This window comes from Peribacillus sp. (assembly GCF_059453735.1).
On the sequence record NZ_JAZVJO010000128.1, the window covers coordinates 1 to 12,533 of the forward strand.

The 12,533-nt window shown below is 40.0% G+C and carries 11 protein-coding genes and 1 other annotated feature; of the genes, 9 read left to right on the plus strand and 2 right to left on the minus strand.

From position 1 onward, the window contains the following. Window positions 1-175 precede the first annotated feature (175 nt). The 4 genes from AC52RT_RS04240 to AC52RT_RS04255 all read left to right on the plus strand — a co-directional run bounded on the left by AC52RT_RS04240 (window position 176) and on the right by AC52RT_RS04255 (window position 4,117). The gene (locus tag AC52RT_RS04240; RefSeq protein WP_340847620.1) at window positions 176-439 is read left to right on the plus strand and encodes a YtzC family protein; all 264 of its coding nucleotides are present in this window, start codon (window positions 176-178) and stop codon (window positions 437-439) included. Between the two features lie 363 nt (window positions 440-802). Continuing rightward, window positions 803-1,028 (plus strand) — a binding site (T-box leader). A gap of 58 nt (window positions 1,029-1,086) precedes the next feature. After that, a complete protein-coding gene (gene leuS / locus AC52RT_RS04245; RefSeq protein ID WP_495539598.1) occupies window positions 1,087-3,501 on the plus strand; it encodes a leucine--tRNA ligase in 2,415 nt (804 codons plus the stop codon). A 66-nt stretch (window positions 3,502-3,567) separates the two neighbouring features. After that, a complete protein-coding gene (locus AC52RT_RS04250; RefSeq protein ID WP_495539605.1) occupies window positions 3,568-3,876 on the plus strand; it encodes a rhodanese-like domain-containing protein in 309 nt (102 codons plus the stop codon). Window positions 3,877-3,934: 58 nt separating this feature from the next. Continuing rightward, complete coding sequence (locus AC52RT_RS04255) at window positions 3,935-4,117, plus strand: sporulation protein Cse60 (RefSeq protein WP_340846880.1); 183 nt, start codon at window positions 3,935-3,937, stop codon at window positions 4,115-4,117. Window positions 4,118-4,163: 46 nt separating this feature from the next. Here AC52RT_RS04255 and AC52RT_RS04260 read toward each other — a convergent pair whose 3' ends face one another. Next, a complete protein-coding gene (locus tag AC52RT_RS04260) occupies window positions 4,164-5,432 on the minus strand; it encodes a BaiN/RdsA family NAD(P)/FAD-dependent oxidoreductase (RefSeq protein WP_495539599.1) in 1,269 nt (422 codons plus the stop codon). Between the two features lie 233 nt (window positions 5,433-5,665). Between AC52RT_RS04260 and AC52RT_RS04265 the strand changes: the two genes are divergently transcribed. Both AC52RT_RS04265 and AC52RT_RS04270 read left to right on the plus strand, forming a co-directional pair. Then, window positions 5,666-7,276 carry a putative polysaccharide biosynthesis protein gene (locus tag AC52RT_RS04265; RefSeq protein WP_495539600.1) on the plus strand — a complete coding sequence of 537 codons (1,611 nt, stop codon included), beginning with the start codon at window positions 5,666-5,668 and terminating at the stop codon, window positions 7,274-7,276. A gap of 36 nt (window positions 7,277-7,312) precedes the next feature. Continuing rightward, the gene (locus tag AC52RT_RS04270) at window positions 7,313-8,053 is read left to right on the plus strand and encodes a pseudouridine synthase (RefSeq protein ID WP_495539601.1); all 741 of its coding nucleotides are present in this window, start codon (window positions 7,313-7,315) and stop codon (window positions 8,051-8,053) included. Between the two features lie 51 nt (window positions 8,054-8,104). Here AC52RT_RS04270 and AC52RT_RS04275 read toward each other — a convergent pair whose 3' ends face one another. Continuing rightward, entirely contained in the window at window positions 8,105-8,326 is a 222-nt protein-coding gene (locus AC52RT_RS04275) for a DeoR family transcriptional regulator (RefSeq protein WP_040372415.1), read from the minus strand. 443 nt (window positions 8,327-8,769) lie between these two features. Between AC52RT_RS04275 and AC52RT_RS04280 the strand changes: the two genes are divergently transcribed. From AC52RT_RS04280 to AC52RT_RS04290, 3 genes are all read left to right on the plus strand, one after another. Continuing rightward, a complete protein-coding gene (locus tag AC52RT_RS04280; protein ID WP_495539602.1) occupies window positions 8,770-10,047 on the plus strand; it encodes a M48 family metallopeptidase in 1,278 nt (425 codons plus the stop codon). A 139-nt stretch (window positions 10,048-10,186) separates the two neighbouring features. After that, window positions 10,187-11,239 (plus strand): ArsR/SmtB family transcription factor, encoded by a 1,053-nt coding sequence (locus tag AC52RT_RS04285; RefSeq protein WP_495539603.1) that lies wholly within the window; start codon window positions 10,187-10,189, stop codon window positions 11,237-11,239. Then, window positions 11,229-12,422: an MFS transporter gene (locus tag AC52RT_RS04290; RefSeq protein WP_495539604.1), complete on the plus strand. Its 1,194-nt coding sequence runs from the start codon at window positions 11,229-11,231 to the stop codon at window positions 12,420-12,422. Before AC52RT_RS04285 ends, AC52RT_RS04290 begins: the two co-directional genes overlap by 11 nt. The last annotated feature ends 111 nt before the right edge of the window (window positions 12,423-12,533 follow it).

Here is a 12,533-nt window from a genome sequence, read left to right on the forward strand (position 1 = left end):
GACATCATGGCGGATATGGCCAAGGTGGTTACGGACAAGGCGGGTATGGTCAGCAAGGATAATTAGCCATCCAACATAGAATGGTTTTTCTTGGAGTAGATAATCCATCGTCATTTTGCCGAAAATATAAAAGATGGTCAACCATCAAATGATCGGATGAGGAGCGGATGCTACTATGGCTACAAGGCAATCAATCGGCATGTGCATACAGCAATGTGAAAATGCTCTTAGTTATGCTCAGGATCAATATCAGGACGGATCCAGGCAGGAGCATTATGGAGACGAGACATATGTGCAATCACAAGCGACTCTGCAGGAAGCAATGAATGATCTAGAAAAACTTCTGGGCAGTGCGAACGATCAACAAAGAGAACAGCTGTATCGTATGAGAATGCAGCTTCAGCAAATGCAATACAATATGGTTAGGCTAGACCATTAACCATGCAGGAAGGTTGTCGAGAAAACATCTCGACAACCTTTTTTGAGGCTTTTGCACATCAAAGTACCTGATTTGCACAGAAACTAGCTCTTTCTGCACAGATATGGGCATCAAGTGCACACAAAATCACGAATTCTGCACACCTTTCCGTCTGTTCTGCACAGAAGAGACGGAAATTAACCGGCAGCACAGGCTCAAGTGTAAGTCTTCCTTTTATAGCTAATTGCCTTCAAATAAAGTTATATACAACGAAACTTTTTGTTCTTTTTTGCATATATAAAGGAAAACATGACCAAAATGATTCATAGCAGTACTTGCTTTTATCGAGATTATTTACTAAAATACCTATATAATTAAATATTCAAATTGGCTATGAAAAGGAGTAGTACCGATTAGAACCTGTTTAGAGAGTTGGCGGATGGTGCAAGCCAATCAGGAGTGATCGCGAACTCGCCTTGGAGTTACGGGTATGAAGTGTAGTAGTACTCGGCGTAGGGTCCACGTTACGGATGTTTGAGCGGGGTGACGAATATAGTCGCCAATCTGGGTGGTACCGCGGGAAGATATACATAATCCTCTCGTCCCTTTTATACAGGGATGAGGGGTTTTTTTATTGTAATTCCATATTGGTATAGGAGGAAAACAAAATGAGTTTTGATCATATTTCGATTGAAAAGAAATGGCAGAAGTTTTGGGAAGAAAATAAAACGTTTAAAACGGGTGAAGAAAGCGGCAAGCGGAAATTTTATGCGCTTGATATGTTTCCTTTCCCATCAGGTGCCGGGCTTCATGTTGGTCATCCTGAAGGATACACAGCGAGTGATATTTTAGCACGGGTAAAACGGATGCAAGGCTGTAATGTGCTCCACCCAATCGGCTGGGATGCATTTGGTCTTCCAGCAGAGCAGTATGCGCTGGATACTGGGAATGATCCAGCAGAATTTACAGAGCATAATATTAATACGTTCCGCCGTCAAATTAAGGCATTGGGCTTTTCGTATGATTGGGATCGTGAAATTGATACAACGGATCCAAGTTATTTTAAATGGACCCAATGGATCTTTATTAAATTATATGAAAAAGGCTTAGCATACGTTGATGAAGTGGCAGTGAATTGGTGCCCAGCGTTAGGAACCGTTCTTGCTAATGAAGAAGTAATTGATGGGAAAAGTGAACGAGGAGGTCATCCGGTTGAACGACGTCCAATGAAGCAGTGGATGCTTCGAATTACGGCTTATGCTGATCGTTTGATTGATGATTTGGATGATGTAGATTGGCCTGAGAATATCAAAGACATGCAGCGGAATTGGATCGGCCGTTCAGAAGGTGCAGAAGTTACATTTAGTATTGAAGGACATGATGAGACATTTACTGTATTCACCACACGTCCAGATACACTATTTGGTGCAACGTATGCGGTATTGGCACCAGAGCACCCATTTGTTGATAAAATCACAACAGCTGCTCAGAACGAGGCTGTTCAAGCTTATTTAGATCAAGTGAAACATAAGAGTGATTTAGAAAGAACCGATTTAGCTAAAGACAAATCAGGTGTATTCACTGGGGCTTATGCAATTAACCCGGTTAATGGTGAAAAAATGCCGATTTGGATAGCTGATTATGTGTTAATCAGTTATGGAACGGGTGCTATCATGGCAGTCCCTGCTCATGATGAGCGTGATTATGAATTTGCAGTCAAATTCAATTTGCCAATTAAGGAAGTTGTAGCTGGCGGAGATGTAACAACTGAAGCTTATACGGGCGATGGATTGCATGTAAACTCTGACTTCTTAGATGGATTGAACAAAGAAGAGGGTATATCAGCCATGATTAAATGGTTAGAGGAAAAAGAAATTGGAACGAAGAAAGTTACCTTCCGTTTGCGTGATTGGTTGTTCAGTCGTCAACGCTATTGGGGTGAGCCAATTCCAATCATACATTGGGAAGATGGCTCGATTGAAGCACTTAAAGAAGAAGAGCTTCCGTTGTTACTTCCTAAATCAAATGACATCAAACCATCGGGCACAGGGGAATCACCACTTGCTAAGATAAGCGAATGGGTGAATGTTGTCGATGAAAATGGACGTAAAGGCCGCCGTGAAACCAATACAATGCCAAACTGGGCTGGCAGCAGCTGGTACTATTTACGTTATATTGACCCAGATAATGATCAAGTGTTAGCCGATCCTGAGAAATTAAAAGAATGGCTTCCAGTTGATATCTATATCGGCGGCGCAGAGCATGCAGTGCTTCATTTACTTTACGCACGCTTCTGGCATAAATTCTTATATGATATCGGTGTGGTCTCAACTAAAGAACCTTTCCAAAATCTTTTCAACCAAGGAATGATATTGGGAGAAAATAACGAAAAAATGAGTAAATCAAAAGGAAATGTTGTAAATCCTGATGATATTGTTGAAAGCCATGGAGCAGATACACTTCGCATGTATGAGATGTTCATGGGACCACTTGATGCATCGATTGCTTGGTCAAATAACGGGCTTGATGGTTCACGCCGTTTCCTTGACCGCATTTGGCGCTTGCTGACAGATGAGAATGGCAACATTGCCGGCAGTATTGTTGAAACTGATGATTTGGCTCAGCTAGAGAAAATCTACCATCAAACGGTTAAAAAAGTGACCGAGAATTTCGAAGAGCTTAAGTTCAATACGGCTATTTCACAATTAATGGTCTTCATTAACGAGGCATATAAAGCAGAAGTAATGCCGAAAGTATTTATTGAAGGCTTTGTTAAATTGCTTTCACCGGTTGCACCTCATATTGCTGAAGAGCTATGGGAGAAACTAGGCCACACAGACACGATTACTTATGAAACATGGCCTGCTTACGACGAAGCGAAGCTTGTGGATGATGAAGTCGAAATCGTCATTCAGATCAACGGTAAAATGAAGGTTAAACTAATGGTTCCAACGGATACACCAAAGGAAAAATTAGAAGAAATTGCAATGGGTGATCACACCATCAAAGAACAAATCGATGGCAAAACGATTCGCAAGGTAATTGCGGTTCCAGGGAAACTAGTCAATATCGTTGCTAACTAAGTAGTAGAAGCTCCCCCTGGGAGCTTCTTTCTAATAAAAGGGAAATAAATGAATAGAGGTGCAGAAATGGAAGCGATTAAAGAAATAACCCCTAAAGATCTGGAAGCAAAAGTGGAAGCAGGAGAAGAGTTAGAAATAATTGATGTACGTGAAGATGATGAAGTGGAAAATGGAATGATTGAAGGAGCCAAGCATATCCGGATGAACGATATTCCTGGAAACCTAGACCAATTTGATAAAGAAAAAGAATATATCTTTGTATGTCATTCAGGTGGACGAAGTCAGAATGTCTGCTATTACTTGCAGGAACGGGGATATAAAACGGTCAATATGGTTGGCGGTATGAGTCATTGGACTGGAGAAATTGTCTTTTAAATACTGTATAAAAAGATAGGAATCTGGACACGCTGTTTAAAAAAGGCAGGGGAGAGCCATGATTCAAGTGAAGCTTTTTGATTATGAACATGAGAAAGATCTTGAGCATGAAATGAATATGTTTCTTAAACATATTCATAACCGTGAGATTGTGGATATCAAATACAATATCGCAACCTCTGGAGAAGATGATGATAACCAAATTTATTGCTTCAGCGCAATGATTATTTATGAAAAATAAGAAGCAGTGCACCCATGGATGCACTGCTTCTTATTTTTTTCTTATATCATAAACTTTTGCTGTAAATCGCTGCATTTTGTCCGGCTAGTTTCCCGGTAACAAGAGCAGAAGTAATATTGTATCCACCTGTATAACCATGAATGTCTAAAATCTCACCACAGAAATAGAGGCCGTCCATTACTTTTGAGGCCATTTCTTTTGGGTGGATTTCCTTAATAGAAACCCCGCCGCCAGTGACGAACGCTTTTTCTAGCGGTTGTGTGCCATAAACGGTGAATTGAAAGTCTTTGCAAAGCTCAGCGAAGCGACGGATTTTATCGTGTGCAATCACGGTACCTTGCTCTTGTAGATCAATTCCGCTTTTCTCTAGTAAGAAGTGAAGATAGCGTTCTGGAAGAAGACCTTTAAGGGTGTTTTTAATTGCCTTTTTTGGGTCCGTTTTAATACTCTTCATGACTTCTTGAAAAATATCTTCTTGGTTCCTCTCAGGCAGTACATCCAGCTTCATTGTGATCGTAGGTGTTTTGAATTTCCTCAGTGCTTTGACAACAAATTGACTGCATCTTAATACGGCAGGACCTGACACACCGAAATGGGTGAAAATCATATCCATTTTATGTGTAATAAGTGCCTTGCCTTTTGGGTTCAACACACTTAATGATACGTCTCTAAGTGATAGCCCTTGTAATTCCTTACTTTTAATAAAATGTTCGTGACTAAGTAAGGGAACCTCTGTAGGAAACAGCTCAGTAATGGTATGACCTGCTTTTTCAGCCCATGCATATCCATCTCCGGTTGAGCCCGTTTGTGGGACGGATTTCCCGCCAACGGCTATAACGACTGCATCTGCAGTAAATGTTTGACCGTTTTTTAGTAAGACACCAGACGTTCTTCCATTTTCATATAACACGTCCTGTACAGGCGAATTTTTATAAATAGTCACGTTTAATTCTTTCAGCCTGTCGAGTAAAGCATCCACGACACTTTGGGCTTTATTATTGACAGGGAACATTCGGCCGTGATCTTCTTCTTTCAATTCAACCCCGAGATTTTCAAAGAACGCAATAATGTCTTCGTTGTTAAATTCGGAAAAGGCACTGTATAGAAATCGTCCGTTCCCGGGAATGTGCTTAATAATTTCATCAATGGTCAGCCGATTTGTCACATTACAGCGGCCGCCGCCGGAAATGGCTAGTTTTCTACCTAGCTTTTCCCCTTTATCAATGAGCAGTACCTTTGCTCCTTGTTCACCTGCTGCGATCGCTGCCATCAAACCAGATGGACCGCCGCCAATTATAATTACATGTTCATTCATTCATATCACCAGTTTCTTTTTTCAGTTCCTCTATTATAAAGCATAGCTGGTTCACTTGTAAAAAAAGTACAAAAGCTTTGTCTTGTGAGGGATGTGGAATGTTTGTTAAAATGCTTAAGGTATATCAATTCATCAAAAATATTTATTGGTCATGGTTTAAGTGATGTTATCGGAATGAATTATGGTAAGATAAAGAGATTGTACGTAACTGACATAGGCAGGAAGGGATTAAGATGTCATCTAAGTTATTAAAGGGCGCGTTTATATTAACGCTCGGTTCGGTTTTATCAAAGGTTCTTGGATTATTATATGTTATTCCATTCGACGCATTACTAGGTGAAAAGGGCGCTGGCCTTTATTCCTATGCTTATATTCCCTATACGATTTTCATTAGTTTAGCGACGGCTGGTATGCCGCTTGCCGTCTCCAAAACGGTTTCAAAGTATAATGCTTTGGAAGAATATGCAGTTAGTCAAAAATTATTTAAATCCAGTCTGAAGCTGATGGCTGTTACAGGCTTTCTAGCTTTTTTGGTCATGTATTCAATGGCGCCGCTGTTTGCAGACTATATTGCGGAAGGAAATAAGGACGGTTTTTCAGCAAGCGATATCAGCTCGGTTATTCGAGCGGTCAGTTTTGCATTAATTTTCATTCCGTTTATGAGTATTATCCGTGGTTATTTTCAAGGCCATCAATTCATGGAGCCGACAGCTTATTCACAGGTCGTTGAACAGCTGGTCCGGATTGTCTTTCTACTAACCGGTGCGTTTGTCGTTATCAAAGTATTGGACGGCGATCTGGTTACAGCGGTTAGCGTGGCAACATTTGCGGCTGCAATTGGTGCGATAGGCGGTCTATTTGTATTACTTTGGTATTGGAAAAAGCAAAAACCATATTTACAAGACCTGTTGTCGAGAGATAAAGGAACGATGGATATTTCCTTGCCGCAAATTTATAAAGAAATTTTCGTATCATCAATCCCATTCATATTTGTAGGGATTGCCATGTCACTCTTCCAGCTGGCTGATATTCTAACCTTTAGCCGAGCGATGGTAGCAGCAGGACTTGGTGATATTGCGGACAAGGCTTTTGGGATACTTAACTTTAATGCACAAAAGCTTGTGGTCATTCCAATGACCTTGGCAACGGCCTTTTCAATGGCCTTGCTGCCATCGGTGACTAAAGCGTATGTGAGCAGAGATAATAAAGAGTTCCGTCATCATCTGGATCAAGCGTTCCAAATTCTTTTATTTGTGACCATTCCTGCGGTAGTCGGAATGTCCATTTTAGCTAGTCCTATTTATACGGCTTTTTATTCGTATAGCCCGCTTGGTTCAAGTATCCTAGCGACATATGCGCCTACATCAATTTTATTTGCCCTATTTTCAGTATCTGCAGCTGTATTACAGGGAATTAATCAACAAAAATTCACTGTGCTCAGCTTACTGACAGGATTCTTAATTAAACTATCAGTGAATATTCCCTTTATTGAAATGTTTGGTGCGGAAGGTGCCGTATATGCAACCACACTTGGTTATTTAGCAGCCTGTATTATGAATTTGTATTTCATTCGGTACTTTACAGGATACAGCTATAGACTGGTGATTAAGAGGACTGTTTTAATGTTTGTCTTTGCTGGGGTTATGGCCTTAATCGTATGGGGTCTTGAAGGATTATTAGGTCTATTCCTAGATGAGAAAAAAACCTTTCAAGCCATTATCATTACAGTAATTAGTGCGGTCTTTGGCGGTTTAGTTTATGCACTGTTATCATTAAAGAGTAAATTAGCTCATCGCTTATTAGGCAGCCGCATTGATCGGTTGAAAAAAAAGTTAGGCCTATAAGGCATCGAAGAGATGGATAACTGGAGGGAAAAATAGATGAGGATAGATAAGCTGCTTGCTAATATAGGCTATGGAACCCGTAAAGAAGTGAAGAAAATGTTAAAGACAGGTGCAGTATTGGTAAATGAGCATGCAGTTAAAGATGCAAAAGCGCATGTTGATCCGATTCAAGACCGCGTCACGGTACACGGTGAGTTAGTTGAGTATAAAGAATTCATCTATTTAATGATGAATAAGCCGCCTGGAGTAATTTCGGCGACAGAAGACAATTTTCAAGAAACGGTTATTGATCTTCTAAGTCCTGAGCATGCTGCCTATGAGCCCTTCCCCGTTGGAAGACTTGATAAGGATACAGAAGGCTTGCTCCTAATTACAAATGATGGGAAGCTGACGCATAAACTCCTTTCGCCTAAAAAACACGTACCAAAACTTTACTTCGCAGTCATTGAGGGAATGGTGACGGAAGAAGACATTGAGGCATTTCGTAACGGGGTCACGTTTGACGATGGTTATCTAACAAAGCCGGCTGTGCTGCAGATTCTAAAATCAGGAGAAACTTCTGAAATTGAGATCGCCATTATGGAAGGTAAGTTTCACCAAGTGAAGCGGATGTTTGAGGCAGTTGGGAAACGAGTAACCTATCTTAAACGAATTTCAATGGGAAGTTTGGAACTCGATGAGAGTCTTGAACTTGGCACCTATCGGGAATTGACTTTGGATGAACTTGAGGGACTGCAAAACAGCCCCGCAGGGTTAAGTGAAGAAACAAATGAATAACGAAAAAAGAGGCGGACTGGGGTCCGCCTCTTTTTTCGTTATTTCATGCAATCAAGAAGATATTTTAACTCGCTTACTTGTTGTGGTCCAAACACCACGGCTTGGGCTTTTAACTAAATCATTATAAGCCAACACATTTAAATCGCGCTGTATGGTTCGAGGAGTGATGCCAAATTCTTCTACAAGCTCTTGCGTAGAAACCGTACCGTTATTACTGATGAACATATAAACGGATTTAATACGGGTTAACATGCGATTTGTTGAAGGTTTCAAAAAATCACTCCCTTGCTCTTTTTCATTGTCCAAAACAAATGAAAACACAAACGGATATACTGGGCAGTATGACAGTGCCACTATGTAATTGCTATACCACCCTTAAAGCTCCTCATAAACATCCATGAAATAACAAGTTCATTTGCCTTCATTTTACCTCTTTTTACAGCACATTTCTAGAGAAATACGATGAATTAACAAAATATTAAATTTTTTACTATTATAATACGCAAACTATATATTTTTTATACCTGATACGGTCAAAGAGGTTGAAAAAAAGAAATGGTTCTAAAGACTCATGTTAAAAATTAGGATTATTACTATATAATGAAATTTGTTGTCTTTTTAAGGAAAAATAGTAGTTGATAAGTCAGCTGTTATTTCTCCTTTAGGCATAACGTAACCAGGAATACCTATTAATATGTATATCAGGAGGAAAAAGATTGGATTCAACATTACGTAACAGGCTCGTTCATTCGAAAGAAACTCTATACTTTGCATTAACGATTATTGTCAGTATCACCGCTTATATTTTCTTGCTTTTTTCTTTTATTGGGATAGCTATTATAGCTGCAATCATCCTTTTTTCATATTTTTTTCATGCTCTTTCGATGGCATCCATCCGCCGCAATGGCATTCGTATCAGTGAAAAACAATTTCCTGATATTTATCGTAAAGCACAAGGATTAGCTTCTGATATGGAATTGGTGAAAATGCCATCCATCTATGTTTTGGAGTCATCTGGTTTTCTCAATGCGTTTGCTACCCGATTCTTTGGCAAAAATATGGTGGTGGTTTACTCCGAAATCTTTGATCTGAGTGAAGAGGGAAAAGAAGACCAGCTATTATTTGTACTGGCTCATGAATTTGCTCATCTTAAACGCCGCCATGTATTAGTGCATTTTCTGCTTCTTCCAGCCATGTTTATTCCGTTTCTTGGAGAAGCCTATCTACGAGGTTGTGAATACACATGTGATCGTTATGCTGCTTTTTATGTCAATCAATTTGAAGCATCGAAACAGGCATTAACCATGCTTGCTATCGGAAAGAAACTTGCCCCGAAAGTGAATCAAGAAGCTTTCATTGACCAAATCAACGAAGAATCAGGTTTTTTCGCATGGTTAAGTGAGAAACTGTCGTCACATCCAGACTTACCGAAACGGTTAAATGCCCTCGATTATTGGGTTGACCCTGAGCATCACCACATACGGAAAGAAAAAAGGTCAAGAGTCGTGATGGGTGTCTTTGGAATGATCGTGATAGGTATCATGATTCCAGCAGGTATTGTATACGCCATTTATAAAACAGATGTACTCGAATCAGTAGGGGAGCTTTTTAATGAGGAGTATCTAGAAACGGATAATGCCTTGTTAGCAGCTGTCGAAGATAATGATGTATCCGTACTACAAGACTTAATTGATAATGGCGAAGACATGTTTATAACAGATGATATGGGTTCTACTGCCCTTCATTATGCTGTGGATATGAGCAGCTATGATACGGCAGCCTTCTTAATAGAGAAGGACATTGATATTGATGCTCAAGATGACTATGGATCAACTGCCTTAATGAATGCAGTCTATCATGAGGATATCGACATGGTTAAATTATTGATTGAAAAAGGTGCCGACCCGTCGATAAAAGATGAAGATGGTGATACAGCTGCTGATTATGCTTCCTACTCTGAAAATCAAGAATTACTGGATTTGCTGGAAAACTAAAATCGTGAAAACCGCCATTTATTCAGGCGGTTTTTTTTGAATTAATTGTTCGATACTTATAGAATTCTATATTCGAATTATATTGAATATTCAAAATCACTATTGTATATTAATGGTAAAAGGGTCTAGGAGGGAAAAAATGAACGTTCTTGATACGTCATTTAAACGAAGAAGCTTTGAGGTAGAATTCAAAACCTCCCCTTTATTTGAATGTGCGCTGGGGATTGCCATGATTACCTATCCAAAGCTTCACGAACAGTTGGAAAAAACGAAAGTTGAATTAGAGCAGTTACGAAAATCTGTTTCCAGGGAACTACAAGCTGAGCTCGATTATTGTCAGCAGCATAATACCTGGAAAATGATTTTGCAGCTTCTGCACCAGCAAGATTTTTTTTCTCTTCAAGATTTTTTAGATTTTCTGGATGAAATGAATCCTCAACAGTTTACCTATTCAGTTCTTCCTTATTTGGATGAATCCCAACAGGCTAATCGAATGCTTGCCTCTGAGAGAGATCATCAGGCCATAAAGGAGATGGCTGCAGCTTGTATGGATCATGTGTTTTTTCCTCAAATGATTACCTTTATCTCAGAAACAGAAACCAGTAAACTCATTTTACATATTAAACAACTAATGGAAGGCTGGACTCATGAAGTAATGAAGAAGGAAGAAGTCGAACAAATTTTACAGCGGGATGTCTTGGAGAAACAACAACGGCTTGCACAATCATCACCCGAAAAAGTTGTTCAATGGTCAACAGGGTCAGTCTATAAACCGGAAGTAAATGTTGAACGTGTTCTATTAATTCCTCATATCATTTATCGACCTTGGACAATTGAAGCGAATTTGGAGCGAACGAAAGTATTTTATTATCCAGTCAGTGATGCTAGTTTACACGGAATGCAAGACAACGCTCAGCCTCCCGCATATTTAGTTCAGGCTTATAAAGCGCTGGCAGATGATAAAAGACTTTGTATTCTTAAGCTGTTATCTGATTCTAATATGTCATTAAAAGAACTGACTGACATTCTCGATATTGGCAAAACAACCATTCACCATCATTTAGCGATATTAAGATCTGCGCATATGGTTAATGTCACTGGTGCCATCTATTCCTTAGATAAGACAGCGCTTAGCGGATATGAAGCAGGTTTACTAGATTATCTGAATGTGGAGGTGACTAGTGAAAAATAGAGAACGTTTTAATCTTCAATTAGTTGTTACGAGCCAGATGTTTTCAACATTTGCAAGTGTTTCTGGAACGTTTGTAATCGGCTGGATGGTATTTGAACTCACCGGTTCGAAGGCGGCTATGGGTAGTTTGTGGCTTGTTAGTATCAGTGCCCAGATGCTCGTTCAGTTCTTAGTCGGACCGATTATTGATAGGTATAAGCGGACTTCAGTGATGAAGTTGACCGAGCTTGTTCGGCTTCTTTCTTACGGGGCTATTCTCTTGTTTCAGATGGCTGGTCAGAGCTCGGTTGCTGTATTATATATCGTTTCATTTCTCAGTTCATTAGCTGTTTATGATGCTGCAGCGAATGCCTTGATTCCAAAGTGGGTACACCGTCGTATTTTAGTGAAAATCAATGCGAAAATCTCGGGGCTTGTTCAATTGGCCCGATTCGTAAGTTTGCCTATATCTGGTTTACTGGTTGGGATGTATGGAACGAAGATTACACTTGAAATCATTATTGTCATGTTTTTACTCTCATTAGCAGCCTTAGTTTGCACCCTAGAGAAACGGGCTAAGGTTCAACGTAAGCAAACCTGGGGGAACCAGTTTAAAATGGGATTAGCTATTTATAAAAATCAAAAAATACTTCTGATATTGGGCGTATTGGTCTCTTTTACAAGTTTCGGAGTGTTTGCCACACAAGCGATGTATATTCCTTATGTGACGGAAATCCTTGGCGGAACCTCATCTGCCTACGGCTTTTTTGCGGCGGCGTTTCCATTAGGGTACATAGCGGGGACTGTTATCGTAGGCAGACTGAGGGAACCAAAAGCTCTGTATCCTATTATGCTTACGACACTATGCTTTGGTGGTCTTACCTACATTGCTTTGGGGAGTACAACCATGTTTTGGGCTGCGTGTTTAATTGAGTTAGCTGCAGGAATGGCCATGCCTTTTTGGAATGTGTACAGTTCAACTCTCTATCATCGGCTTGTACCTGAAGAGATTATGGGGCAGGTGTTATCCGTCCGCTTTCTGCTCACCAAAGCAGCGGCACCGCTTGGTATCATATACGGAACCTTCTGTGCAACGACATTTGGTCTGCCCGCGCTTTTTCTCTCGGTTGGTATTCTGATTTGTCTTGTATCGGGTGTAGGAATGGCTTTTGTAAGAGTCTTTACAAATTTTTCTTTTAACTAGTTACTGGACTCCTACGTGATTGTCGACAACTGATCAGACTGGATTATGGCTCTTTAAATGGGAATGGAGAATGTTTATTTTTTCATCTAGTTCTATCCCATATGTAATACT

Bases quoted from the DNA above. Each gene is read 5' to 3' on its own strand.
- AC52RT_RS04240 (WP_340847620.1), top strand. From the start codon at position 176: ATGGCTACAAGGCAATCAATCGGCATGTGCATACAGCAATGTGAAAAT.
- leuS (WP_495539598.1), top strand. From the start codon at position 1,087: ATGAGTTTTGATCATATTTCGATTGAAAAGAAATGGCAGAAGTTTTGG.
- AC52RT_RS04250 (WP_495539605.1), top strand. From the start codon at position 3,568: ATGGAAGCGATTAAAGAAATAACCCCTAAAGATCTGGAAGCAAAAGTG.
- AC52RT_RS04255 (WP_340846880.1), top strand. From the start codon at position 3,935: ATGATTCAAGTGAAGCTTTTTGATTATGAACATGAGAAAGATCTTGAG.
- AC52RT_RS04260 (WP_495539599.1), bottom strand. From the start codon at position 5,432: ATGAATGAACATGTAATTATAATTGGCGGCGGTCCATCTGGTTTGATG.
- AC52RT_RS04265 (WP_495539600.1), top strand. From the start codon at position 5,666: ATGTCATCTAAGTTATTAAAGGGCGCGTTTATATTAACGCTCGGTTCG.
- AC52RT_RS04270 (WP_495539601.1), top strand. From the start codon at position 7,313: ATGAGGATAGATAAGCTGCTTGCTAATATAGGCTATGGAACCCGTAAA.
- AC52RT_RS04285 (WP_495539603.1), top strand. From the start codon at position 10,187: ATGAACGTTCTTGATACGTCATTTAAACGAAGAAGCTTTGAGGTAGAA.